Genomic DNA, 23,040 nt, shown 5'->3' on the forward strand with positions numbered 1-23,040 from the left:
CGTACTTCCCGTTGGAGAGTAGCTCCCCATACGTTCGCGAGGAAGGTTCACCTCGCGAAGGAGACGAAGATGCGTGCGATCGTGGTCCGCCGGTTCGGTGGCCCGGAGGTGCTGGAGCAGCTCGAAGTGCCGGTGCCCGAGCCGGGTCCCGGGCAGGTGCGGATCCGGGTGGCGGCGGCCGCGGTCAACCCGGTCGACGTCGCCACCCGGGCCGGGATCCTGACCGAGGCCGGGGTGATCCCGCCGCGGGCGGTGCTCGGCCTCGGCTGGGACGTCGCCGGAGAGGTCGACGCGGGCTCCGGCTTCGAGGTGGGCACCGCGGTGATCGGCCTGCGCGACCGCATCGCCCTCCCGCTCGGCGCCTACGCCGAGCAGATCGTGCTGGACGCCTCCGCCGTGGCTCCCGCGCCCACCGGCGTCTCCCTCGTCGAAGCGGCCACCCTCCCCCTCAACGCGCTCACCGCCGCCCAGGCGCTCGATCTCGTCGAAACCACCGGGACCGTCCTGGTCACCGGCGCGGCGGGCGCGGTGGGCGGGTACGCCGTCGCCCTCGCGCACGCCCGGAAGCTGCCTGTCGTCGCCGTCGCGGCCGAAAGCGCCGAAGCCACCGTCCGGGGCTTCGGCGCGGACCTGTTCGTCCCGCGCGGCCCGGACCTCGCCGAGCGGGTCCGGGCCCTGGTCCCGGGCGGGGTGGACGCCGCCCTCGACACCGCGCTCCTCGGCCTGGACACGCTCGACGCGGTCCGCGGCGGCGGGGAGTTCGTCGCCTTCGCCGCCGGGGCCGCGCCGATCCCCCTGCGCGGGATCCGCGTGCGGAACGTCTGGATCCGCGCGGACGGCGAGCGGCTGGCCGAGCTGGCCCGGATCCTTCCCCCGCGCGTCGCCGACGTGCTGCCGCTCTCGCGGGCCGCCGAAGCCCACGAACGGCTGGAAGCGGGCGGGCTGCGCGGCAGGCTCGTGCTGACGCCGTGAATCGTGCCTAGCCTGGACGCATGGATGATCGTGTTCTTCTCATCACCGGCGCCTCACGCGGGCTCGGCGCCGCCACCGCGCGGCTGGCCGCCACCACCGGGTTCAAGGTCGCTCTCGTGGCCCGCAAGGCCGAGTCCGCCGCCGCGCTGGCCGCCGAGCTCGGCGAGGACCGGGCGCTGGCGCTCGGCGCCGACGTCGGCGACTGGCCGAGCATCTCGGACGCCGTGAGCAAGACCGTCGAGCGGTTCGGGCGGCTCGACGCGGCCTTCGCCAACGCCGGTGTCGGCGTCGGGACGTCGTTCTTCGGCACCGGCGGTGACGACCCGGAGCGGTGGGCGGAGATGGTCCGCACCAACGTGCTCGGCGCCGCCTACACCGCCCGAGCGACGCTGCCCGCGCTCGCGGAGTCGTCAGGGCACCTGGTGATCACCGGCTCGGTCGCCGGCCGGTTCATCCGCAACGCGAGCCTGTACTCGGCGACGAAGTGGGCGGTGACCGGGCTGGCCGGTTCGATCCGCGAGGAGGCCGTCGGCTCCGGTGTGCGGGTCACGCTGGTCAACCCGGGCATCACCGACACCGACATCCTCGACGACGAGATGCGCAAGAAGCCGAAGCTGGAGCCGGCCGACATCGCCCGCGCGGTGCTCTACGCGCTGCAGCAGCCGCCGCACGTGGACGTCAACGAGATCATGGTCCGCCCGACCGGCCAGGTGCTCTAGCGGCTCAGGCGCGCGACGCGGCCCTGGGCACCGCTGGCCCAGCAGCTCGGTCCGGCGCAGTCCACCGAGTCGAAGCTGCCGGTGTCGAACGAGGTCCAGTGCCGCCCGCCGTCCGGGCTGTAGTCGCTGCCGCCGGTGCCGACCGCGATGACGCCGCCGCCCCGCCAGGCCAGCCCGGAGCGGTACCCGGCGGGGTACTGGCCCGGGGTGCGCCAGGTGCGGCCGCGGTCCTTCGTGAGCGCGACGGCCGGGCCGGGTGCGGTCGGGTTCGCGTAGTCGCCGCCGATCGCGATGCCCTCGCCCGGGGTCCGGAACGCGACGGCGAACACGCCGGCGGACGGGCTGCTCGGCAACGGCGTGTCGGACGCCGTCCAGTGGCGGCCGCCGTCGCCGGAGTGCAGGACGCGGGCGGTGGCGCCGCCGCCGGTGGCCAGCCAGGCGTCGAACGGCCCCGACGTGGTGATGCACTGCCCGCTGGCGGCGAACCCGGCCTCGCCGGGCAGGGCGGGCGGGAAGCCGCTGTCGGGCACCGGGCGCCAGCTGCGGCCGCCGTCGAAGGTGGCCTGGACGCGGAAGTGGCCGTCGACGGGGTCGCTCATCGCGAGGCCGCGCCAGGGGTCGAAGAAGGCCAGGCAGTCGTAGAACGCGGCGGCTTCGGTGTTCTGGAACGTCTGGCGCCAGTGCTTGCCGCCGTCGTCGGTCCGGTAGATCCGCGAGTCGGCGCCCGGGCCGATCGAGAGGGTCACGGCGTGGTCGGCGTCGAAGGCCTCGATGTCCCGCAGCTCGAGCGTCTCCGCACCCGGCGGGCCGACGGACTTCCAGCTCGCCCCGCCGTCGGTGGTGCGCAGGACGGTCCCCTGCGTTCCGCTGACCCACGCGACGCGGGCGCTGAGCGCGGACAGGCCACGGAACTGAGCGGTGACGCCGGTGGCCTTCACGTCCCACTTCGGCGAGTGCTCCCCCGCCGACGCCGGAGCCGCCACCGAGACCAGCAGGGCGAGCACGAGCAGCACAACACGCATGCGGGAGATCCTGCCGCACCCGCCCGGCGACTTTCGTAGGGAACACCGGGCGGGCGCGCGCGGGACTAGAGCGAGCTGATCAGGCGCTCCACGCGCTCGTCGACCGAGCGGAACGGGTCCTTGCACAGCACCGTGCGCTGGGCCTGGTCGTTCAGCTTCAGGTGCACCCAGTCGACCGTGAAGTCGCGCCCGGCGGCCTGGGCGGCGGCGATGAAGTCGCCGCGCAGCTTCGCCCGGGTCGTCTGCGGCGGGGTGTCCTTGGCGGCCTCGATCTCACCGTCGTCGGTGACCCGGCGGACCAGGCCCTTGCGCTGCAACAGGTCGAAGATGCCCCGGCCACGGCGGATGTCGTGGTAGGCGAGGTCGAGCTGCGCGATCCGCGGGCTGGATAGGTCCAGGTCGTGCTTGTGCCGGTACCGCTCGACCAGCCGGTGCTTGATCGCCCAGTCGATCTCGGTGTCGATCTTGCCGAAGTCCTGCTGCTCGACCGCTTCCAGCGCCCGGCCCCACAGCTCGACGACCCGCTCGTTCGCCGGGGTCGAGCCGTTGTCCTTGAGGTGCTGCACGGCGCGGGCGTGGTACTCGCGCTGGATGTCCAGCGCCGAGGCCTCGCGGCCGCCGGCGAGGCGCACCTGGCGGCGGCCGGTGAGGTCGTGGCTGATCTCGCGGATCGCCCGGATCGGGTTGTCCAGGGTGAAGTCGCGGAACTGGACACCCGCCTCGATCATCTCGAGCACCAGGTTCGCCGAGCCGACCTTGAGCATGGTCGTCGGCTCGGCCATGTTCGAGTCGCCCACGATGACGTGCAGGCGCCGGTAGCGCTCGGCGTCGGCGTGCGGCTCGTCGCGGGTGTTGATGATCGGCCGTGACCGCGTCGTCGCGCTCGAGACGCCTTCCCAGATGTGCTCCGCCCGCTGCGAGAGGCAGTAGACCGCGCCGCGCGGCGTCTGCAGCACCTTGCCGGCGCCGCAGATCAGCTGGCGGGTCACCAGGAACGGGAGCAGCACGTCCGCGATCCGGGAAAACTCACCCGCGCGGGTCACCAGGTAGTTCTCGTGACACCCGTAGGAGTTCCCGGCCGAGTCCGTGTTGTTCTTGAACAGGAAGATGTCGCCGCCGATGCCCTCGTCGGCCAGCCGCCGCTCGGCGTCGACGAGCAGGTCCTCGAGGATCCGCTCGCCGGCCTTGTCGTGCGTGACGAGCTGGACCAGGTCGTCACACTCGGCCGTCGCGTACTCGGGGTGCGAGCCGACGTCGAGGTAGAGCCGGGAGCCGTTCGACAGGAAAACGTTCGAAGAACGGCCCCACGAGACGACCCGCCGGAAGAGGTAGCGCGCCACCTCGTCGGGCGAGAGCCTGCGCTGGCCGTGGAAGGTGCACGTGACCCCGAACTCGGTCTCGATGCCAAAGATCCGCCGCTGCATTCCACCAGAGTAGGCGCTGCACCCCCTTCGAAGGTGCGCCGTTCGGGCGTCGACACGCCCCCAGTGCGCCACAGACGGTGAAAACTCCCCGAATCAGGCACGATTGAAGCGGCGCTCTTGACGACTTCCGGAAGGCGACTCCTTGACACACCAGCTCATCCAGGCCTTCCGGCGGGTCGGCCGGACCGACCGCGCCCTGATGCGGCGCAGCGCCGCGCTGCCGGCGACGAAGGCCGACGACGCGCTGATGGCGCTGTCGAGATCGGCGAACAAGTCCCGCCTGTGGTGGGGGGTCGCCGCGGTGCTGGCCACGCGCAAGGGCGCGCCCCGCCGCGCGGCGCTGCGAGGTGTCGTCGCGATCGCCGGGGCGAGCGCCGCCGCGAACCTGATCGGGAAGCCCCTGTTCCCCCGCCGCCGTCCGGCCGAGGAGGAGGTGCCCATGCACCGCCGCCTGCGGAAACGCCCGACGTCGTCCTCGTTCCCCTCCGGGCACTCGGCCTCGGCCGCGGCCTTCGTGACGGCGGTGGCGATGGAGTCGCCGCGCGCCGGTCTCGCGGTGGCCCCCCTCGCGCTCGCCGTCGCCTACTCGCGCGTCCACACCGGCGTCCACTGGCCCTCCGACGTCGGGGTCGGCCTGGGCATCGGGGTCGGCGTGGGCCTGGCGACCCGGCACTGGTGGCCGCTGCACGACGACGTCCCGGCCCGCACCGCCCACGACGCGGACGCGCCCGAGATGGTCGACGGCGACGACATGCTCGTGCTGGTCAACCCGAAGTCCGGCATCGACGGCCAGGACCCGACCGAGGACGCCCGGCACGCCTGGCCCAAGGCCGAGATCCTCCACCCGGACCCCGACCAGGACCTGATCGCCCAGCTCGAGAGCGAGATCGACGCCCGCGGGACGGTCCGCGCGCTCGGCGTCGCGGGTGGCGACGGCACCGTGGCCGCGGTCGCCGCGGTCGCCGCGGAGCGCGACCTGCCGCTGGCGCTGATCCCGGCGGGCACGCTCAACCACTTCGCCCGCGACGTGGGTGTCAGCTCCATGGTCGACGCGGACGAGGCGACCGAGATCGGCAACGCCGTCGGCATCGACCTCGGCGAAGTCGAGATCAAGGAGGCGGACGGCGACACGGCGCACCGCTGGTTCGTCAACACCGCGAGCCTCGGCGGCTACCCGGAGATGGTCCGGCTGCGCGAGAAGCTGCAGGAAAAGCACCCCAAGTGGCCCTCGGCCGCGATCGCGCTGACCCGGACGCTGCGGCACGCCAAGCCGCTGACCGTGCGGCTCAACGGCAAGCTCACCCAGGTCTGGCTGCTGTTCGTCGGCAACGGCACGTACGCCCCGAAGGGCTTCGCGCCCAGCCGGCGGCCCGCGCTCGACACCGGCCTGCTCGACGTCCGCTACCTGCGCGCCGACCTGCCCTACTCGCGGGCCCGGTTCCTGCTGGCCATGGTCACCCGCACCCTCGCGGCCAGCCACGTCTACCAGGAGCTCGATGTGGCCGAGCTGGACGTCGAGCTGCTGGACGGGCACCGGCGCGTCGCCACCGACGGCGAGGTCGGCCCGCTCGGCAACCGGTTCCGCTTCCGGTCCCGGCCCAGCGCCCTCACCATCTATCGCCTTTAATCTTTCTTTACTCTTTCTCAACAAACCCACAGCCACCCCTGGCTAGCGTCTTGATCGAGATGCGGGCAACCCTGCCCGCATCTCGGCGACGAACGGGGTGGGATGGATCTGGCGAGCGTGGTGCACCGGGCCGCCACCGACCCCGTGCTGCCCGGTGACGTCACCGCCCGCGCCCGTGACCTCGGGCCGCTCGAGTCGCCGTTCATCTGGCTCGGCCTCGCCTCGGCCGCCGTCGCGGTCCTCGCCGTGGTCGTCGCGCTCGCGCACCGGCGGCGGGTGCGGCGCTGGGGACTCACGGCGTTCGGCGTCCTCCTGCTGCTCGCGGCGGTCACTGCCCTGAACAGCTACGTCGGGTACGTGCGCACCTCCGACGACCTGGCCCGCCTGCTGCAGCGCGGCCCCGGTGTCGCCAACCTCGCCGGCCGCCTGCTCGACGACGGCAAGGAAGCCCCGTCAGCTCCGCACGCCTCGGGAGGCACCGCGGCCGCCGGGCAGCGGATCGACGTCCTGAACCTGCCCGATCCCGCGCACGGCGTGCCGTCGGGCAGCAACTACGTCGTCCTGCCGCCCGGGTACGCCGCCGACACGGCCCGCCGGTACCCGGTCGTCTACCTGATCCACGGCTACCCGTTCGGCGGCCCGCGCGACTGGCTGACCTCGGGTGACGCGCCCGGCACGCTGCTCGCGCTGCAGCAGGCCGGCGTCATCGCGCCGATGATCGTGGTGAGCGTCGACCTGACCGCGGGCAACCCGGCCACGGACTGGGAGTGCCTCGACGTGCCGGGCGGTCCGCAGCTGGAGACCTACCTCGCGAAAACGGTCGTCCCGGCGGTCGACCAGCGCTACCGCACCCTCGCCGACCGCGGCCACCGGGCGCTGGGCGGCATGTCCGGCGGCGGCTTCGGGGCCCTCAACATCGGCCTCCACCACGTCGACGAGTTCGCCACCCTGCTGATCGCGCTGCCGTACGACGACCTCAACGACTCCGTCGGTGTCCTGAACGGCGACCGGGCGGCGATCGCGGCCAACACCCCGCGCCGCTACCTGCCCACGATGAAGTTCTCCGCGCCGATCTCGGTGATGCTGGCTGTCGGCACCGGCGCGCCGACCGACGTCACGACGGCCCACCGGATCGCCGACGCCCTGCGCGCCCGCGGTCAGAACGCCGTGGTGCACGCCGAACGCGGGTTCAACCACACCTGGCACACCGCCCGGGCGACCCTGCCCTACCTGCTCGCGTTCGCCGACCAGGACTTCCGGGCCTCCCCCGCGACCTCCTGAAACCCGGTTGCGCCGTCCGGGACCCTGAGACATGGACCTCCCGACGCACTACGCCACCGGCCCCGCCGAAGCGGGCAGGCTCACCCGCACCCCGCACGGCCGCCTCGAGTACCTGCGCACCCAGGAGCTGCTCCGGCGCTTCTTGCCCGGCCACGAACGCGTTCTCGACGTCGGGGGCGGCACCGGCGTCCACGCGGCCTGGCTCGCCGCCGACGGGCATCCCGTCCACCTCGTCGACGTCGTCCCGGCCCACGTCGCCCAGGCGGCGACGCTCCCCGGCGTCACCGCCTCGGTCGGCGACGCGCGTGCCCTCGAAGCGGCCGACGCCACCTACGACGTCGTCCTGCTGTTCGGCCCGCTCTACCACCTCGTCGACGCCGGCGACCGCGCTCGTGCGCTGGCCGAGGCCCGGCGCGTGCTGCGCCCGGGCGGCCTGCTCGCGGCGGCCGGGATCAGCCGCTACCTCTCCCTGCTGGAAACCGGCGCCACCGGCACCCTCGGCCGCGTCGAACCGGTCCGCGCGGTCATCACCACCGGCGCGTACGACGCCCACGTCGGTTTTGTCGCCACGCACTGGCACACGGCGGACGAACTCCGCGACGAAGTCACCGAAGCGGGTTTCACCGGCACCGCCGTCTTCGGCGTCGAAGGGCCTTCGTGGCCCGCGCTCGACACGGCCGGGCTCTCCCGGTTCGACAACCTCGCCGAATCCGCCCTGCGGGCCGCCCGGATCGTCGAGCGGGACCCGCATCTCGTCAACGCCAGCGCGCACCTGCTCGCCGTCGCCCACCGGCCCGCATGACGAAGGCGGGGGCGCGGTCACCGACCACGCCCCCGCCTTCACCAAGTGCTACTCGCCTTCCGGCTTCTCCTCCGGCTCGTCACCCTGCGGGTCCGGCACCGGCAGCAACGTGTCCAGCGCCGTGCCCGTCAGCCTGCGGAACGAGCGGCGCGGCCGGTCGCGGTCCAGGACCGCCACCTCGAGCTTGATCGGGTCGGCCTCGCCGTTGCCGTTCGCCGACGAAGACGAGGATGACGTCGAAGACGACGAGGTGCCCGCCGACGAAGACGCCGTCGTCGACGGCTGGGCCGGCGTGCGCAGGGCCGCCACGGCCACGCCCAGAGCCGCCTGCAGGTCCAGGCCGTCCTCGAACGTCTCCTTCAGCTTCGCCGCGATCTTCTCGTTCTGGCCGCCCATCACGATGTACTGCGGCTCGTCGAAGATGGACCCGTCGTAGGTCAGCCGGTACAGCTGGTCCTCCGCCGCGCTCGCGCCGACCTCCGCCACGCAGACCTCCACCTCGAACGGCTTCAGCTGCTCGGTGAAGATGCTGCCCAGCGTCGCCGCGTAGGCGTTCGCCAGCGCCCGGGCGCTGACGTCACGACGGTCGTACTGGTAGCCCTTGAGGTCCGCGTGCCGGATGCCCGCCACGCGCAGGTTCTCGAACTCGCTGTAGCGCCCGACCGCGGCGAACCCGATGCGGTCGTAGATTTCGGAAACCTTGTGCAGGGTCGCAGACGGGTTCTCCGCCACGAATAGCACGCCGCCCGCGTACTTCAGCACCACCACGCTCCGGCCGCGCGCGATGCCCTTGCGCGCCAGCTCGGAACGCTCCCGCATCAGCTGCTCGGGAGAGGCATACAACGGCATCGTCACGGTGTGCGCTCCACGTCTTCCGGTGTTGCAACGTTCATTGGTCCAGGCCCCGCGTCAGGAGAGCCGGCTCTGCTGGCGCTCGATCCGCCCGGCCACCACGGCCTCCGCGACCGCCGCCGTCTCCGACTCCGGCAGCTGCACGGCGCCGTGCTCCGCGGTGATCGTCACGACGCTCGGGAAGATCCGGCGCACCAGGTCCGGGCCGCCCGACGCGGTGTCGTCGTCCGCCGCGTCGTACAGCGCCTCGACCGCCACCCGCACCGCGCCTTCGACGTCGGCGTCCGGGTCGTGCAGCTTCTTCAGCGCCGACTTCGCGAACAGCGAACCCGAGCCGATGCCCGCGTAACCGCCGTTCTCCTCGTACCGGCCGCCCGCGGCGTCGTACGAGACGATCCGGCCCGCGTGCTTGGCGTCCTCGGCTTCCAGGTCGTACCCGACGAACAGCGGGATCGCGGCCAGCCCGGCCATCGCCATCTCGAGGTTGGCCTTGACCATCCCGGCGAGCTTGTTCGTCTTGCCGTCCAGCGACAGCGAAACGCCCTCGATCTTCTCGTAGTGCGCGAGCTCCACCGCGTACAGCCGCACCATTTCCACGGCCAGCCCGGCCGTGCCCGCGATGCCGACCGCCGAGTACTCGTCGGTGACGTGGACCTTTTCGATGTCGCGGCTCGCGATCAGGTTGCCCGACGTCGCCCGCCGGTCACCCGCGATCAGCACACCGCCCGCGAACGTCAGCGCGACGATCGTCGTGCCGTGCGGCACGCCGAGGTCACCGGCGCCGTTGCCCACCCGTCGCTCCGGAAGCAGCTCCGGCGCCTGTACCCGCAAGAAGTCCGAAAACGACGACGTCGCCGACGAGAAGTACGCGGCCGGCAGCGCGGGACCCGAGATGCCCCTGGTGTTGTCCATACGTGCTCAAAAATCCCATCTGTGCGGGCCGCGACCCCACGCCCGGCGACCCGGCCCACCCGGACCACGGTCACCACCACGCAGGGCCCCGGCCGCCGGCTGAACGGTCGGCAAGGGCGCGGACGCCCCGAGCGGCTACTCGCCGCCCTTCTGCACGTAGGCCCGGACGAAGTCCTCGGCGTTCTCTTCGAGCACGTCGTCGATCTCGTCGAGGATCGTGTCCACGTCCTCGCCGAGCTTCTCGCGCCGCTCCTGACCCGCCGCGCCGGTGTCGTCGAACTCCTCGTCGGAGTCGCCGCCGCCGTGCTTTTCGATCTTTTCCTGGGCCATCTCGCCTCCCGGTGTGGCTGATGTTTCCTAGCCTACCCAGCGGCCCCGACATTCGGGGTCACGCCGCCATCGCTGGTGCGTCCCGCCTAGTCCGAACCGGTGAGCGCCTCCACCAGGTCTTCGGCCGTCGCCGACTCGTCCAGCAGCTTGCCGACGTGCGCCTTCGTCCCCCGCAACGGCTCCAGGGTCGGGATCCGGACCAGCGACTCCTTGCCGACGTCGAAGATGACCGAATCCCACGACGCCGCCGCGATCGAGGTCGCGTACTTCTCCAGCGCCCGGCCCCGGAAGTAGGCCCGCGTGTCCGACGGCGGGGTCGTCACCGCGGCCAGCACCTCTTCCTCGGTCACCAGCCGCTTCATCGACCCGCGCGTGACCAGCCGGTTGTACAGGCCCTTCGCCAGCCGCACGTCCGAGTACTGCAGGTCGACCAGCCGCAGCCGCGGCGCGCCCCAGGCCAGGCTGTCGCGCTGCCGGTAGCCCTCGAGCAGCCGCAGCTTCGCCGGCCAGTCCAGCCGGTCCGCGCACTCCTGCGGGTCGCGCGCCAGCGCGTCCAGCACCTCGCCCCAGACCCGCAGGACCTCCTTGGACGCCTGGTCGGCGTCCGTGCGGTCCAGGTTCTGGGAGACGATCTCGTGGTAGGCGAACTGCAGGTCCAGCCCGGTGTACTTGCGGCCGTTCGCCAGCGCGACCTTCGCCTTCAGCGTCGGGTCGTGGCTGATCTGGTGCACCGCGCGCACCGGCTCGTCCAGCTTCAGGTCGTCGAACCGGATACCGGACTCGATCAGGTCCAGGATCAGCGCCGTCGTCCCGACCTTCAGGTAGGTCGAGTACTCCGACATGTTCGCGTCACCGATGATGACGTGCAGCCGGCGGTACTTGTCCGCGTCCGCGTGCGGCTCGTCGCGGGTGTTGATGATCCCGCGCTTCAGCGTGGTCTCCAGGCCGACCTCGACCTCGATGTAGTCCGCACGCTGGGAGAGCTGGAACCCGGCCTCTTCGCTCTGCTGGCCGATCCCGACCCGGCCCGAGCCGGTCACCACCTGCCGCGACACGAAGAACGGCGTCAGCCCGGCGATGATCGCGGTGAACGGCGTCGAGCGCGCGCACAGGTAGTTCTCGTGCGTGCCGTAGCTGGCGCCCTTGCCGTCGACGTTGTTCTTGTACAGCTGCAGCTGGGGCTGGCCGGGCACGGACGCCGCCTTGAGCGCGGCCTCCTCCATCACCCGTTCGCCGGCCTTGTCCCAGATGACCGCGTCGCGCGCGTTCGTCACCTCGGGCGCCGAGTACTCCGGGTGCGCGTGGTCGACGTACAGCCGCGCCCCGTTGGTCAGGATGACGTTCGCCGCGCCCAGGTCCTCGACGTCGGGGTCGTGGCCCGGCCCGCCGGGGCCGGTCAGGTCGAACCCGCGCGCGTCCCGCAGCGGGGACTCCACCTCGTAGTCCCACCGCGCGCGCCGGGCGCGCGGGATGTCCGCCGCCGCCGCGTAGGCCAGCACGACCTGGGTCGAGGTGAGTACCGGGTTCGCCGTCGCGTCGCCCGGCACGGAGATGCCGTACTCGACTTCGGTTCCCATGATCCGCCGCATGTCCACCACCCTACGGGGTCGCCCTAGTGGAACGATGCACCCATGCCAGGCAGTGACGAACTCGTTGCCCTCTATGACCAGGCCGGCTCCGAAGTGGGCACGACCACCCGCTCCCGGGTCCGCGCGGAGGGCCTGTGGCACGCCGCCGGCGTCGTGCTGGTCCGTTCGGGTGACGGAAGCGCGGTCTACGTGCACCTGCGCACGCCGGAAAAGGACGTGTTCCCGTCCACCTGGGACTGCTGGGCCGGCGGGGTGGTCGCGGCCGGCGAGTCACCGGCCGGGTGCGCGCGCCGCGAACTGGCCGAAGAGCTCGGCGTCCACGGGGTGGAACCCGTTCCGCTGTTCACCAAGGTCTACGACGACGGCCGCAACCGCTGTCACAACTTCGCCTTCGAGGTCCGCTGGGACGGCCCGATCCACCACCAGGCCGAAGAGATCGTCGAAGGCCGCTGGATCCCGCTCGAAGAGCTGCGCGCCTGGATCGACGACCCGGCGCCGGAACTGCCCTTCATCCCCGACGGCCGCGAAGGCGTCCAGGAGTGGTTCCGCCGCTACGGCTGAGCCGTCAGCTTCGCCGCCATCGCGGGCAGCAGCCGCTTCGCCGCGTCGATCGCGCGCGCCGCGGTGCTCGCCGACACGGTCAGCCCGGACACCAGCGTTCCCTTGGCCAGCAACACCGTGCACGTCTTGCCCTCGCACCAGGCGCGCTGACGCTCGACCCCGGGCTGGGCCGGCACGTCCACCGGCTCCCCGGTGCACACCGTCTTCGCCACGACGTCCGCGCCCGGCTGGTCCGGGTAGACGGCGACCCGGTGCCGCAGCTCCGATCCGCTCGGGTAGCGCCAGCTCGCGGTCCGGCTGGCGACCGACGTCTCCTCGGAGAGGCACCCCGACGCCGCGCCCGACCCGGGCTGCACCCCTTCCTCCGCGACGTCCGCGTCGGTCAGCAGCGCCCGCTCGGCGAGCAGCCCGGCGTCCGGCGCCGCCGGCGTCACCGGAGCCGTCCTCGCGGCGGGGGCGGGGGCTTCCGTCGTGGGCGGGGCCAGCGTGGCCGTGGGGGCCGGATCGTCGTAGTACGTCTCGAGGTTGTTCGGGTCGGGTCCGTCGCAGCCGGTCAGGCCGACCAACGCGACCGCGGCCAAGGCAACCACCTGGCGATGACGCACCTGCTCCGGCCTCCCGTTGTCCGTCCGTGCCTGCGAAGGGTAGTGCAGCCCGTCAGTGCCACCCCAAAGAGGACCGGTGTCGCCAGTACTCCCCTGCATCCTCCGCCAGCCCGGCGAGCGCCGCTTCCTCGTCCGTGCTCAGGGAAAGCGTGGTGGCGGCCAGGTTCGCGGCCAGCTGCGCCGGGCTCGCCGGCCCGATGACGGCGGTGTCGGCCCAGCCCCGCGCGAGCACCGCCGCCACGGCGACCGCGTCCGGCCCGGTCCCGTGCGCCTCGGCGATGTCGGCCACGACCCGCGGCGCTTCGACGGCGAGCCGGCCGTTGGCCAGGGTTTCCTTGACCAGCACCCGGTTCCCGGCCGCATGCGCCGCGGCCAGCGCGGGCCCGGCGGACGGCTCGAGGACGTTCCAGGTGGACTGCACGGCCGAAAACACCGGCCGCCCGGCCACTTCCAGCGCGAACGCCCGCTCGATCGCCGCCGCCTGCGCCGGCCCGGACGTCGAGAACCCGACCGCGACCCCGTTCGCCGAAAGCTCGGCCAATGCCTCGAGCAACGGCTCGTCGCCGAACAGCGGACTGTCCACAGTGAGCGAATGGACCTGGTAGAGGCTCACCCGATCCCCCAGCAGCGCCAGGGTTTCCGCCCACTGCGCGGCGAACCGCGCGGCCGAGTGCTCCTTCACCTCGTGCACCTCGGCGTCGAGCCGCCAGCCGCCGACGTAGGCGTAACCCCACTTGCTCGAGACGACGACGTCGGTGTGCCCGCGCTCGTCGAGCCAGCCGGCGAGGAACTCCTCCGAGAGCCCGTAGGACCGGGCGACGTCGACCCGCCGGACACCGGCGCTGTAGGCGTCGTCGAGGACGGTGAACGTCGCGGCCCGCATCGACTCGACGTCGCGCACCCGCGGCAGCGCGTCGTCACGGCCGAGGTTGATGTAGGCGGGGCGGCCCAGCGCCGCCAGCCCGAGGGCGATGCGGTTCACGCCGTCTGCTTGTGCCGGAGGATGGCGAGCCACTGACCGGAGTTCTGGGCCTGCCGGTGGAGCTTCTCGAGCCGCGCAGCCGGGGCCCGGACGTACCCCTTGCCGAAGACCGGAGCGATCTGACGGAGGCTCGCGCCGCCTTCGCGGGCGGCGAGCAGCGCCCAGTCGGACGCGTCGGCGCAGGCCGCGGAAGCGCGGCGGAGCTCGCCCAGGATGTCGATGAGGTCCTGGGCGGGGACCTCCCCCGCCTCGACGGCGGCGGCGGTCGTCTCCAGCCAGGCCAGGACGTCGGACTCGGTGATGGGCGCGCGGGGCCGCCGGCTTTCTTCGCTCACAGCCGGTGAGTATAGGTCGTTATACGTCGATATACTCGGTGGCAGCCATGACGACACGCGCCGAATCCCAGCCGGAGGTCGAGCAGCTGCTCGACGTCTTCAAGGCGCTCGCGAACCCGGTGCGGCTGCAGGTGCTGCAGTGGCTGCGGGAGCCCGCGAAGCACTTTCCCGTGGAGCGGGCCATCGCCGACCCGGTCGAGGTCGGCGTCTGCGTGAGCCACATTCAGGAGAAGACGGGGCTCGCGCAGTCGACGGTGTCGGCGTACATGGCCGAGCTGCAGCGCGCCGGTCTGGTGCGCGCGACCCGCGTAGGCAAGTGGACGCACTACAAGCGCGACGAAGCCCGGATCGCCTCGCTCGTCGCCGTGCTGGGCCGCTCTCTCTGACCCCGCCGCCTGCTCCTCGGTCCGACCGTTGACTCATATCGTAAATCTGCGATACTTCGATGCATGAACAAGCCGCGGCTCGGCCGCTACGGGATCTGGACGTTCGACTTCGAGGATCAGCCGGCGAGCCTGATCCGGGACTCGGTGCAGGAGCTGGAAGGGCTCGGCTGGCCGGCCGTCTGGATCCCGGAGAGCACCGGCCGGGAAGCGCTCACCCACGCCGGGTTCCTGCTGTCGGCCACCGAGCGGCTCGCCGTCGTCAACGGGATCGCGCAGATCTGGTCGCGCGGACCGCGCTGGACCCGTGGCGCGGCCCTGCTACTGGCCGACGCGTACCCGGACCGCCACCTGCTCGGACTGGGCTTCGGCGGCGGGAAAACCGACGCGAAGCCCCTTCAGGCGATGAACGACTATCTCGACGAACTGGACGCCGTCACGAGTCCCAACCCCGAGCCGCGGACGCCGATCCGGCGGCTGCTCGCCGCGTACGGCCCGAAGATGCTGGAGCTGGCCCGGGACCGGTCGGCGGGCGCGCACACCTACCACGTGACCCCGGAACACACCGCCCAGGCGCGAGAGATCCTGGGCGCGGAATCGTTCCTCGGCGTCGAGCACGCCGTCCTCTTCGAAACGGACGCGGCCAAGGCGCGGGAGATCGCCCGCGACCACTTGCACCGGTACCTCACCTCGCCGTACAACGTCGCGAAGTTCCGGCGGCTCGGCTACACCGAAGCCGACATCGACGGCGGCCGCGGTAGCGACCGGCTCGTGGACGACCTGGTGTTCTGGGGTGACGTCGACACGATCACCGGCAAGCTGCGCGCCCACCTCGACGCGGGCGCCGACCACGTGGGCGTCCAGGTCATCGGCGTCGCGCCGGGCACCTCGGCCATGCCGCAGTGGCGGCGGCTGACCGAAGCGCTGCTACCGGCCGGGGCCGTCGCGTAGGCCGAACCGCGCAGTGCAGTGCCAGACGCGCTTGAGGACCTGAGGATCGTGCCGGCCGGCGCGCACGGCTTCGCCGATGACCCGCGCGTCGAGCCAGCCGTCCTCGGCGATCTCCACACCGGCGCGGACGACGTCTTCACCGCGAAAGTCGGCGTGCTCGGCCAGCAGCCCGGTCGAGAGCCGGAACCCGTGGTGCCAGTACGCCGGGAACGGCAGGGCGGCGGCCGCCGCTTCGACGTCGGTGCCCCGGAACGCCGGGTCCAGCACCAGCGCCTCGACGTCGTTCGCGAGCACGAGCGGACCGTGGACGTGGGCTTCGATGTGGTCGTCGAGCTCATCCTGGTGGTCGGCTTCGGCGAGCGGCAGGTGCGCCGCCGTGCCGAAGTCTTCGGGCTCGGCGAAGCTGTCCGGGTAGCAGAACGTCGTCCGCCGCAGCACTTCCCGCTTCAGCCGCAGGTGCGAGGAGCCGAACCGGACGGACCCGCCCGCCGGGCGGCGGCGGTAGTTGAGCGAGCCGTACTTCGGCCGGGCCGACGGCGGCAGGGCGTCGTAGGCGCCACCGAAGATGCGGTGCTCCCAGCGCCAGCGGTCGCCGCCCGGGTACGCCGTCAAGCCGCCGTTGCTCGTGCCCGTCTCGAACTGCGAGCGGTAGACGCCGTCGGTGGCCCAGTGCCGCAGCAGCGGCACCTCCCCCACGAGCCGGTCCGGGTGGAAGTGGACGGTGACGTCCAGGTCCTCCGGCAGCGGCGGGCCCTCGACCCGGTCCGCGACGTGCCGGACGGCTCGTGCCCACGCTTCTTCTCCGGTCCCCCTGGCCATACGACTCAGCTTACCCGAGCGGTATAGGGCGTTATACACACAGAACGACGTCCGAAAACCGCTGGCTCCGCGGGTGGTCCGCCAGCTTGACTGCGGCCATGCGGTTCGGTGGGTTCGGGGTCACGGTGCGGTTCGCGCTGCTGGCCGTCGTGTGGGGTGCGAGTTTCCTGTTCATCAAGGTCGGGCTCGGCGGGCTCTCCCCCGCCCAGGTCGCCCTGGCCCGCGTCGCGCTGGGCGCGCTGGCGCTGGGCTTCGTGCTGGCGGTGCGCCGGCGGCCGCTCCCCCGGGATCCCGTGCTGTGGAGCCATCTCGCGGTCGTGTCGGTGCTGCTGTGCGTGGTGCCGTTCCTGCTGTTCTCGTGGGCGGAACAGTACATTTCGTCCGGTTTGGCCAGCATCTTCAACGCGACGACACCGCTGATCACGATGCTGCTGGCCGCCGCGGCGCTGCCCGAGGAACGGTTCACGCCGCCGCGGGTGCTCGGCCTGCTGCTCGGTTTCCTCGGGGTGCTCACGATCGTCGGGGTGTGGCAGGGCGTCGACGTCTCCCACCAGCTGACCGCGCAGCTCGCCTGCCTCGGCGCCACCACGTGTTACGGCGCGTGTTTCGTCTACATGCGCCGGTTCGTGTCGCCCCGCGGGGTGGATCCGGTGGTCGTCGCGTTCGGGCAGACCGGCTCCGCGACGGTCATCCTCGCCCTGCTGGCCCCGGCGATCGCCGCCACGCCGGTCCACCTCGACCTGGCGGTGGTGGCGAGCATGCTCGCGCTCGGAGTCTTCGGCACGGGCATCGCCTACGCCTGGAACGTCCGGATCATCGCGGCCTGGGGCGCCGCGAACGCATCCGCGGTGACCTACCTCACACCGGTCGTCGGCGTGCTGCTCGGCGTGGTCGTGCTGGGCGAGCCGGTGAGTTGGAACCAGCCCGCCGGCGCCGTGCTCGTGGTGCTGGGCATCCTCGCCGCGCACGGCCGCCTAAGCCGGGCGGCGAAACCGGTGCCCGAAGCCGAACTGGTCCGAGAGTAGAGACGCCGATGGGGCGGTCGCCGAAGCGGCCGCCCCATCGTGCGCAGCGAACTACAGGTACTGACCGGTGTTCGTGGCGGTGTCGATCGCCCGCCCCGAGTCCTGGTTCTTGCCGGTGACGAGCGTGCGGATGTAGACGATCCGCTCGCCCTTCTTGCCGGAGATCCGGGCCCAGTCGTCCGGGTTGGTGGTGTTGGGCAGGTCCTCGTTCTCCGCGAACTCGTCGACGATCGCGTCCAGCAGGTGCTGCACGCGCAGGCCGGGCTGGTTGGTCTCCAGCACCGACTTGATGGCCGACTTCTTCGCCCGGTCCACGATGTTCTGGATCATCGCGCCCGAGTTGAAGTCACGGAAGTACAGGACCTCCTTGTCCCCGTTGGCGTAGGTCACCTCGAGGAACCGGTTCTCGTCGCTCTCCTCGTACATGCGCTCGACCGTGTGCTGGATCATCGCGTCGAACGTCGCCTTCGAGTCCCCGCCGAACTCGGCGAGGTCGTCGGCGTGGATCGGCAGACCCTCGGCCAGGTACTTGGAGAAGATGTCCTTCGCGCCTTCGGCGTCCGGACGCTCGATCTTGATCTTGACGTCGAGCCGGCCCGGCCGCAGGATCGCCGGGTCGATCATGTCTTCACGGTTGGAGGCGCCGATGACGATGACGTTCTCCAGGCCTTCGACACCGTCGATCTCCGACAGCAGCTGGGGCACGATCGTGGTCTCCACGTCGGACGAGACGCCCGAGCCACGGGTCCGGAAGATCGAGTCCATCTCGTCGAAGAACACGATCACCGGGGTGCCCTCGGAGGCCTTCTCCCGCGCCCGCTGGAAGATCAGGCGGATGTGCCGCTCGGTCTCCCCGACGAACTTGTTGAGCAGCTCGGGACCCTTGATGTTCAGGAAGTAGGACTTCCCGTCCTCGTTGTCGCCCCGCGCCGCCGCCACCTTCTTGGCCAGCGAGTTCGCGACCGCCTTCGCGATGAGCGTCTTGCCGCAGCCCGGCGGGCCGTAGAGCAGGACGCCCTTGGGCGGGCGCAGCTGGTACTCCTGGTACAGGTCGGCGTGCAGGAACGGCAGCTCGACCGCGTCCCTGATCTGCTCGATCTGCCGGGTGAGGCCACCGATGTCCTCGTAGCGGACGTCGGGCACCTCCTCCAGCACCAGGTCTTCGACCTCCGCCTTCGGCACGCGCTCGTACGCGTAACCGGCCTTGGAGTCGACCAGCAGCGAGTCGCCCGGCTTGAGCGGCTGCTCGGCCAGCAGATCGGAGAGCAGGACCACCCGCTCCTCGTCCGCGTGCCCGACCACCAGCGCCCGCGGGCTCGCGCCCTCGGAGTCCGGTGCGAGCACCTCACGCAGCGCACACACCTCGCCGGTGCGCTCGAAGCCGCCGCCTTCGACCACGGTGAGCGCCTCGTTGAGCCGCAGCGCCTGGCCACGACGCAGCGAAGAGACCTCGACCGCGGGCGAAACCGACACCCGCATCTTGCGGCCCGCCGTGAAGACGTCCACCGTGTTGTCCTCGTACGCCTCCACGAAGACGCCGTACCCGGACGGTGGCTGGGCCAGCCGGTCGACCTCCTCGCGCAGCGCGAGGAGCTGTCCCCGGGCTTCACGCAGGGTTTCGACCAGTTTGGTGTTCCGCTCGGTGAGCTGGCTCACCCTTTCCGAGGCCTCGGCGAGTCGTTGTTCGAGAACTCGGTTCTGCCGTGGCGAGTCGGTCAGTTTGCGGCGCAGCAGCGCCACTTCCTCCTCGAGAAAACGGATCTGCCGAGCCTGCTCGTCCGCCGTCGTCCCAGCTCCGGATGTTGCTGAAGGGTCGGCCTCCTCGCGCCGACCTCCGGGAAGGTCATGATGCATCGGGCACCTCCTCGGAGTGCTTTTCATTCCACGGTACCGGCGATCACCGACAAGAAAAGGCCTTTCCGGATCACAAGATCGGCGCGTCGCGGTTTCAGCACCTCGTCCAGCACGGACATTCCCGCAGCACAAGGGGCCATTTGTGTGCCGTGGCCCTGGCGTGTCGCGGGGGCATCCGGGGCTGGACGAAGCAAGCACGTCGGGAGTACCCAGCCCTTGACGGCCCCAATCGCGGTGCGGCCGGGCGATTCGGGCCAGTTCCGCCCTAACCGCGCGGCGGGCGCGCCCGGTGGCTAGCATCGGGCCGACGCCGGCCGCCCCATGGCCGGCCTCTCCGAAGGACGCTAGGGGGCACCACCCATGACCTACCCGCCGCAGCAACCGGGCGGCTACGGCCAGCAGCCCGGCGGCTACGGGCAGCAGCCCGGGCCCTACGGACAGCCCCAGCAGGGCGGTTACCCCCAGAGCGGACAACAGCCGCAGCCCGGCTACGGCGGCACCCAGCAGTTCGGCCAGCCGGACCCCTACGGCCAGCCCCAGCAGTACGGGCAGCAGGATCCCTACGGCCACCCCCAGCAGGGCGGTTACCCGCTCCAGACCGGCGCTGGGCCCCAGCAGGGCTATCCCCAGTACGGCGGGCAGCAGGACCAGTGGGGCCAGCCGCAGCAGGGCTTCGGCGGCTACGACCCGTACGGGGGCGGCGGCTTCGGTGACGCACCCCCGCCCAAGAAGAAGAAAACCGGGCTCATCGTCGGCATCGCGGCCGCCGCGGTGATCCTCGTCGGCGGCGGCGTGACCTGGTTCGTCCTGGCGAACGGCGACGACAACAACGCCGCCGCACCGCCCGCGAGCAGCAGCTCCCAGGCCCCGACGTCCGCGCCGAAGACGTCCACCCCGAAGAGCAAGAGCAGCTCGCCGACCAGCCCCTCGACGAAGAGCACGAAGCCCGTCGGCGGGCCCGCCCCCGGCGGGAAGCCCAGCTCCCAGGAGCTGTTCGACTCCGTCGCCGCCGCCTACAACGCCAAGAGCGCCAAGGACCTCGACGCGGCCATCTGCCGCAGCGTCCACCAGGACGGCTCCGTCGGCGAGGTCACCGGCGAGATCTCGCTCAAGCTGGACGGCGCGCCCCAGGACACCGGCACCTCGTCCACGGTGCACTGGACCAACAGCGTGAACGGCCAGACGGCCAAGGGTGTCTTCACCGGCAAGAACGAAGCCGGGCTGTGGTGCCTCCTGGACGTCAAGAAGGACCCGAAGTGACCGTCCAGCGGTGAACCGCGTGCTGGTCGCCGGGCTGGTGCTGATCGGCGTGGCCGGCGCGGGGGTGGTGCTGGGGCTGTTGCTCGTCGCGCCGTCGGGCTCCGCGCCCGCGCCGTCCGGCAGCACCCCGCCGGCGACCCGCGCTTCGACGTCCACCGTGCCGAGCGCGGTGGACACGGCGGCGGTGAACGTGCTGGCCAAGGCGATCGTCAACGCGATCACCGCCCACGACTCCGCCGCCTTCGGCAAGCTGACCTGCCGCCCGCAGACCGCCGAGGCGCTGGCCGGCCTGCAGCGGACCTGGGACGCCGCCGGGCCGGTCACGGCGACGCTGCGGCAGCTCCCCCAGGTCCGCGGCGAGTCCGCGACCGCGCTCGTGCACGTCGAAGCGGCGGGTGGCACGAAGGACACGCCGTTCCCGCTTCACAAGGAGAGCGGCCGCTGGTGCGTGCCGGGCTGACTCAGCCCTTGCCCTTGGCGGGACGCCGGGACACGCGCGGGGACACGGTGCCGTCCGCGAGCCGCCGGGCGGTGAGCAGGAACGCCGTGTGCGCGACCATCCGGTGGTCGGGGCGGACCGCCAGGCCCACCACGTGCCACGGGCGCATCAGCGTTTCCCACGATTCGGGCTCGGTCCAGCACTGCTGCTCGCGCAGCGACTCGGTGACGCGCGAAAGCTGCGTGACGGTCGCGACGTAGACCGTCAGCACGCCGCCCGGCACCAGGTGGGCGGCCACGTTCGGCAGCTGGTCCCACGGCGCCAGCATGTCCAGCACGACCCGGTCGACCTCGCCTTCGTGCGAGGCCAGGTCGGCGACGGTGAGCGACCAGTTGGCCGGCTTCTCGCCGAAGAACTTCACGACGTTGTGCTCGGCGTGAACGGCGTGGTCGTCGCGGATCTCGTAGGAGTGCACGCTCCCGGCCGGGCCCACCGCGCGCAGCAGCGAGCACGTCAGGGCGCCGGAGCCGGCGCCCGCCTCAAGCACGCGCGCGCCCGGGAAGATGTCGCCCCACATCACGATCTGCGCGGCGTCCTTCGGGTAGATCACCTGCGCGCCGCGCGGCATCGAAAGCACGTAGTCCGGCAGCAGCGGGCGCAGCGCGAGGTAGGTCGACCCGCCCGCGGACGTGACCACCGACCCCTCGGGACGGCCGATCAGGTCGTCGTGGGCCAGGCCGCCGCGGTGGGTGTGGTACTCACCGCCGTCGGCCAGCGTCAGGGTGTAGTGCCGCCCCTTCGAGTCGGTCAACTGCACCCGATCACCCGCGCGAAACGGTCCGCTGACCGACAACACTTCCTCCAGTACCCCGAATGGCCGACGACAGATCTTCGCAGGCCGCCCGGGCCGGGAACGCAGCGGGTCTCAGCCTCGGCGGGCGCGGCGGTTCAGCGCGGCGCGCAGGTCGTCGCGGCGCAGCACGCCCGCCGGGCGGCCTTCGTCGTCGACCACGAGGAACTGCCACGCCGGGGTCTCGCGGACCCGCTCGACGATGTCCTCCCCCGGCTCCGAGGCCAGCAGCACGGTCTCGGCGCGGATCGGCTCGGCCGCCAGCTCCGCCGGCGCGTGCGGGGACGAGCCCGCGAGCCGTTCCGCCGCGCCTTCGTCGAGCAGACCGGCGGCGACGCCGTCGGCGCGCACCAGCACCACACCCCGGCCCGCCGACGCGGCCAGCGCGTCCGAGACGGGGCTTTCGGCGGGCAGCTGCAGCACCGGCCGGACCAGCTCGCCCAGGACGAGGCCCTCCGGCCAGCCGCGGCGCCGTTCGGCCGCCAGCTCCGAGCGGGCGCCGAGGATGACGAACCACGCCGTGACGACGCAGACGCCCAGCCGCAGCCAGCGGTCCGGGCTCGCCGTCGCCAGGCCCCACAGCGCCCACACGAGCAGTCCGGCGGCCACGACGGCGCCGCCGGCGACCGCGGCGCGTGTGCCCTTCGCGCGGATGCCGGTGGCCGCCCAGACGCCGGCGCGGACCAGCCGGCCGCCGTCGAGCGGCAGGCCGGGAAGCAGGTTGAAGACGCCGACCGCGAGGTTCGCGACCGCGCACTCGGCGACCAGCAGCCAGACGGCGCCGTCCGGCGGCACCGCGAACATCAGCAGGCCGCAGAACCCGCCGAGCAGCAGCGACACCGCCGGGCCGGCCGCGGCGACGAGTCCTTCGTCACCCGGGCGCTTCGGCGTGCGGGCCACTTCGGACAGACCACCGAGGAGGAACAGGCGCAGCCGCCGGACCGGGATCCCCAGCCGCAGCGCGACCAGGCAGTGGCCGAGCTCGTGCAGCAGCACCGACAGCCCCAGCAGCAGCGCGAACGCGCCGGCCAGCAGCCACGACGTCGCCGCCGAGGCGTCCGGGAGCAGCCGTCCGACCAGCGGCGCGTACAGGACCACGACGATCAGCGACCCGATCCACCAGGACGGCGCGAGCAGCACCGGCACCCCGGCGACCCGGAACAGCACGAGACCGCCGTCCGGGCGGACGGCCTGCCGGGCGCCCCCGGTGCCCTGTTCACTGGTCGCGGCCATGCCGGAGAGCCTAGAGCCCCCGGTGTGGGTCCCGGGTGATCCGGCCCCGGCCGCAACCGGGTCGTGTCACGCCCCACCCCGCCCCAAGGCCACATTGGGTGCGTCTGACGCACCGAAGGCCGCCTTGGGTGCGTTGAACGCACCCAAGGCCACATTGGGGCGTTCGCCGTCGGGGGGGGTGGCTCGGGCGTTGCGGTCGCCGGAACTGTCGTA

At 72.2% G+C, this 23,040-nt stretch carries 24 protein-coding genes; 11 read left to right on the plus strand and 13 right to left on the minus strand.

Going from position 1 to position 23,040, the window contains the following annotated elements; translation table 11 throughout:
• Nucleotides 1-69: 69 nt before the first annotated feature.
• Both ACZ63E_RS30595 and ACZ63E_RS30600 read left to right on the plus strand, forming a co-directional pair.
• Complete coding sequence (locus ACZ63E_RS30595; protein ID WP_465339607.1) at nt 70-972, plus strand: NADP-dependent oxidoreductase; 903 nt, start codon at nt 70-72, stop codon at nt 970-972.
• A gap of 20 nt (nt 973-992) precedes the next feature.
• Complete coding sequence (locus tag ACZ63E_RS30600; protein WP_465339609.1) at nt 993-1,691, plus strand: SDR family oxidoreductase; 699 nt, start codon at nt 993-995, stop codon at nt 1,689-1,691.
• Here the strand turns inward: ACZ63E_RS30600 and ACZ63E_RS30605 are convergent.
• Both ACZ63E_RS30605 and pafA read right to left on the minus strand, forming a co-directional pair.
• Nucleotides 1,688-2,713: a WD40/YVTN/BNR-like repeat-containing protein gene (locus ACZ63E_RS30605; RefSeq protein WP_465305104.1), complete on the minus strand. Its 1,026-nt coding sequence runs from the start codon at nt 2,711-2,713 to the stop codon at nt 1,688-1,690. The genes ACZ63E_RS30600 and ACZ63E_RS30605 overlap by 4 nt on opposite strands.
• A gap of 65 nt (nt 2,714-2,778) precedes the next feature.
• A complete protein-coding gene (gene pafA / locus ACZ63E_RS30610; RefSeq protein ID WP_364567011.1) occupies nt 2,779-4,137 on the minus strand; it encodes a Pup--protein ligase in 1,359 nt (452 codons plus the stop codon).
• A gap of 199 nt (nt 4,138-4,336) precedes the next feature.
• Here pafA and ACZ63E_RS30615 point away from each other — a divergent pair, with 199 nt between their 5' ends.
• The 3 genes from ACZ63E_RS30615 (at nt 4,337) to ACZ63E_RS30625 (ending at nt 7,847) form a co-directional block, all read left to right on the plus strand.
• Nucleotides 4,337-5,764 (plus strand): phosphatase PAP2 family protein, encoded by a 1,428-nt coding sequence (locus tag ACZ63E_RS30615; RefSeq protein WP_465339822.1) that lies wholly within the window; start codon nt 4,337-4,339, stop codon nt 5,762-5,764.
• A 102-nt stretch (nt 5,765-5,866) separates the two neighbouring features.
• Nucleotides 5,867-7,045: an alpha/beta hydrolase gene (locus tag ACZ63E_RS30620; RefSeq protein ID WP_465339611.1), complete on the plus strand. Its 1,179-nt coding sequence runs from the start codon at nt 5,867-5,869 to the stop codon at nt 7,043-7,045.
• A gap of 31 nt (nt 7,046-7,076) precedes the next feature.
• The gene (locus ACZ63E_RS30625; protein ID WP_465339612.1) at nt 7,077-7,847 is read left to right on the plus strand and encodes a class I SAM-dependent methyltransferase; all 771 of its coding nucleotides are present in this window, start codon (nt 7,077-7,079) and stop codon (nt 7,845-7,847) included.
• Between the two features lie 48 nt (nt 7,848-7,895).
• Here ACZ63E_RS30625 and prcA read toward each other — a convergent pair whose 3' ends face one another.
• From prcA to dop, 4 genes are all read right to left on the minus strand, one after another.
• On the minus strand, nt 7,896-8,702 hold the full coding sequence (prcA, locus tag ACZ63E_RS30630) for a proteasome subunit alpha (protein ID WP_465339614.1): 807 nt from the start codon (nt 8,700-8,702) through the stop codon (nt 7,896-7,898).
• A 54-nt stretch (nt 8,703-8,756) separates the two neighbouring features.
• Nucleotides 8,757-9,611: a proteasome subunit beta gene (gene prcB / locus ACZ63E_RS30635; RefSeq protein ID WP_465305113.1), complete on the minus strand. Its 855-nt coding sequence runs from the start codon at nt 9,609-9,611 to the stop codon at nt 8,757-8,759.
• Between the two features lie 135 nt (nt 9,612-9,746).
• Nucleotides 9,747-9,941: a ubiquitin-like protein Pup gene (locus tag ACZ63E_RS30640; RefSeq protein WP_013226725.1), complete on the minus strand. Its 195-nt coding sequence runs from the start codon at nt 9,939-9,941 to the stop codon at nt 9,747-9,749.
• A gap of 86 nt (nt 9,942-10,027) precedes the next feature.
• Nucleotides 10,028-11,530 carry a depupylase/deamidase Dop gene (dop, locus tag ACZ63E_RS30645; protein WP_465305115.1) on the minus strand — a complete coding sequence of 501 codons (1,503 nt, stop codon included), beginning with the start codon at nt 11,528-11,530 and terminating at the stop codon, nt 10,028-10,030.
• Nucleotides 11,531-11,572: 42 nt separating this feature from the next.
• Between dop and ACZ63E_RS30650 the strand changes: the two genes are divergently transcribed.
• Nucleotides 11,573-12,091: an NUDIX domain-containing protein gene (locus tag ACZ63E_RS30650; protein ID WP_465339615.1), complete on the plus strand. Its 519-nt coding sequence runs from the start codon at nt 11,573-11,575 to the stop codon at nt 12,089-12,091.
• On the opposite strand, the gene ACZ63E_RS30655 is transcribed toward ACZ63E_RS30650, so the two are convergent.
• The 3 genes from ACZ63E_RS30655 to ACZ63E_RS30665 form a co-directional block, all read right to left on the minus strand.
• Nucleotides 12,082-12,681, minus strand: coding sequence for a hypothetical protein (locus ACZ63E_RS30655; RefSeq protein ID WP_465339617.1), 600 nt, complete (start codon nt 12,679-12,681; stop codon nt 12,082-12,084). The two genes, ACZ63E_RS30650 and ACZ63E_RS30655, sit on opposite strands and share 10 nt — an antisense overlap.
• A gap of 67 nt (nt 12,682-12,748) precedes the next feature.
• Nucleotides 12,749-13,678, minus strand: a complete 930-nt coding sequence (locus tag ACZ63E_RS30660; RefSeq protein WP_465339618.1) for an aldo/keto reductase — start codon at nt 13,676-13,678, stop codon at nt 12,749-12,751.
• Entirely contained in the window at nt 13,675-14,013 is a 339-nt protein-coding gene (locus ACZ63E_RS30665; protein ID WP_465305123.1) for a hypothetical protein, read from the minus strand. Before ACZ63E_RS30665 ends, ACZ63E_RS30660 begins: the two co-directional genes overlap by 4 nt.
• A gap of 47 nt (nt 14,014-14,060) precedes the next feature.
• Here ACZ63E_RS30665 and ACZ63E_RS30670 point away from each other — a divergent pair, with 47 nt between their 5' ends.
• Entirely contained in the window at nt 14,061-14,399 is a 339-nt protein-coding gene (locus ACZ63E_RS30670; protein ID WP_465339620.1) for an ArsR/SmtB family transcription factor, read from the plus strand.
• Between the two features lie 63 nt (nt 14,400-14,462).
• Nucleotides 14,463-15,347 (plus strand): TIGR03620 family F420-dependent LLM class oxidoreductase, encoded by an 885-nt coding sequence (locus tag ACZ63E_RS30675; protein WP_465339622.1) that lies wholly within the window; start codon nt 14,463-14,465, stop codon nt 15,345-15,347.
• On the opposite strand, the gene ACZ63E_RS30680 is transcribed toward ACZ63E_RS30675, so the two are convergent.
• Nucleotides 15,324-16,166 carry a DUF3626 domain-containing protein gene (locus tag ACZ63E_RS30680; protein ID WP_465339624.1) on the minus strand — a complete coding sequence of 281 codons (843 nt, stop codon included), beginning with the start codon at nt 16,164-16,166 and terminating at the stop codon, nt 15,324-15,326. The genes ACZ63E_RS30675 and ACZ63E_RS30680 overlap by 24 nt on opposite strands.
• Before the next feature lie 98 nt (nt 16,167-16,264).
• On the opposite strand from ACZ63E_RS30680, the gene ACZ63E_RS30685 reads away from it, so the two are divergent.
• On the plus strand, nt 16,265-17,191 hold the full coding sequence (locus ACZ63E_RS30685) for a DMT family transporter (protein WP_465339625.1): 927 nt from the start codon (nt 16,265-16,267) through the stop codon (nt 17,189-17,191).
• Nucleotides 17,192-17,242: 51 nt separating this feature from the next.
• On the opposite strand, the gene arc is transcribed toward ACZ63E_RS30685, so the two are convergent.
• Nucleotides 17,243-19,045, minus strand: a complete 1,803-nt coding sequence (gene arc, locus ACZ63E_RS30690) for a proteasome ATPase (protein ID WP_465305133.1) — start codon at nt 19,043-19,045, stop codon at nt 17,243-17,245.
• Between the two features lie 360 nt (nt 19,046-19,405).
• Between arc and ACZ63E_RS30695 the strand changes: the two genes are divergently transcribed.
• The gene (locus ACZ63E_RS30695) at nt 19,406-20,305 is read left to right on the plus strand and encodes a hypothetical protein (RefSeq protein ID WP_465339627.1); all 900 of its coding nucleotides are present in this window, start codon (nt 19,406-19,408) and stop codon (nt 20,303-20,305) included.
• Between the two features lie 10 nt (nt 20,306-20,315).
• Nucleotides 20,316-20,765: a hypothetical protein gene (locus tag ACZ63E_RS30700; RefSeq protein WP_465339629.1), complete on the plus strand. Its 450-nt coding sequence runs from the start codon at nt 20,316-20,318 to the stop codon at nt 20,763-20,765.
• A gap of 1 nt (nt 20,766) precedes the next feature.
• On the opposite strand, the gene ACZ63E_RS30705 is transcribed toward ACZ63E_RS30700, so the two are convergent.
• On the minus strand, nt 20,767-21,597 hold the full coding sequence (locus tag ACZ63E_RS30705; RefSeq protein ID WP_364622923.1) for a tRNA (adenine-N1)-methyltransferase: 831 nt from the start codon (nt 21,595-21,597) through the stop codon (nt 20,767-20,769).
• Between the two features lie 72 nt (nt 21,598-21,669).
• A complete protein-coding gene (locus tag ACZ63E_RS30710; RefSeq protein ID WP_465305139.1) occupies nt 21,670-22,827 on the minus strand; it encodes a site-2 protease family protein in 1,158 nt (385 codons plus the stop codon).
• Nucleotides 22,828-23,040: the final 213 nt, after the last annotated feature.

It is taken from the genome of Amycolatopsis sp. NPDC104819, from assembly GCF_055583145.1.

Excerpts from the sequence above, each read along its gene's own strand:
- ACZ63E_RS30675 (WP_465339622.1), top strand. The coding sequence starts at position 14,463 with ATGAACAAGCCGCGGCTCGGCCGCTACGGGATCTGGACGTTCGACTTC.
- ACZ63E_RS30650 (WP_465339615.1), top strand. The coding sequence starts at position 11,573 with ATGCCAGGCAGTGACGAACTCGTTGCCCTCTATGACCAGGCCGGCTCC.
- ACZ63E_RS30625 (WP_465339612.1), top strand. The coding sequence starts at position 7,077 with ATGGACCTCCCGACGCACTACGCCACCGGCCCCGCCGAAGCGGGCAGG.
- prcB (WP_465305113.1), bottom strand. The coding sequence starts at position 9,611 with ATGGACAACACCAGGGGCATCTCGGGTCCCGCGCTGCCGGCCGCGTAC.
- arc (WP_465305133.1), bottom strand. The coding sequence starts at position 19,045 with ATGCATCATGACCTTCCCGGAGGTCGGCGCGAGGAGGCCGACCCTTCA.
- ACZ63E_RS30670 (WP_465339620.1), top strand. The coding sequence starts at position 14,061 with ATGACGACACGCGCCGAATCCCAGCCGGAGGTCGAGCAGCTGCTCGAC.
- ACZ63E_RS30710 (WP_465305139.1), bottom strand. The coding sequence starts at position 22,827 with ATGGCCGCGACCAGTGAACAGGGCACCGGGGGCGCCCGGCAGGCCGTC.
- ACZ63E_RS30615 (WP_465339822.1), top strand. The coding sequence starts at position 4,337 with ATGCGGCGCAGCGCCGCGCTGCCGGCGACGAAGGCCGACGACGCGCTG.
- ACZ63E_RS30600 (WP_465339609.1), top strand. The coding sequence starts at position 993 with ATGGATGATCGTGTTCTTCTCATCACCGGCGCCTCACGCGGGCTCGGC.
- ACZ63E_RS30640 (WP_013226725.1), bottom strand. The coding sequence starts at position 9,941 with ATGGCCCAGGAAAAGATCGAAAAGCACGGCGGCGGCGACTCCGACGAG.
- ACZ63E_RS30620 (WP_465339611.1), top strand. The coding sequence starts at position 5,867 with ATGGATCTGGCGAGCGTGGTGCACCGGGCCGCCACCGACCCCGTGCTG.
- ACZ63E_RS30605 (WP_465305104.1), bottom strand. The coding sequence starts at position 2,713 with ATGCGTGTTGTGCTGCTCGTGCTCGCCCTGCTGGTCTCGGTGGCGGCT.
- dop (WP_465305115.1), bottom strand. The coding sequence starts at position 11,530 with ATGCGGCGGATCATGGGAACCGAAGTCGAGTACGGCATCTCCGTGCCG.
- ACZ63E_RS30685 (WP_465339625.1), top strand. The coding sequence starts at position 16,265 with ATGCGGTTCGGTGGGTTCGGGGTCACGGTGCGGTTCGCGCTGCTGGCC.
- ACZ63E_RS30595 (WP_465339607.1), top strand. The coding sequence starts at position 70 with ATGCGTGCGATCGTGGTCCGCCGGTTCGGTGGCCCGGAGGTGCTGGAG.
- ACZ63E_RS30680 (WP_465339624.1), bottom strand. The coding sequence starts at position 16,166 with ATGGCCAGGGGGACCGGAGAAGAAGCGTGGGCACGAGCCGTCCGGCAC.
- pafA (WP_364567011.1), bottom strand. The coding sequence starts at position 4,137 with ATGCAGCGGCGGATCTTTGGCATCGAGACCGAGTTCGGGGTCACGTGC.
- ACZ63E_RS30695 (WP_465339627.1), top strand. The coding sequence starts at position 19,406 with ATGACCTACCCGCCGCAGCAACCGGGCGGCTACGGCCAGCAGCCCGGC.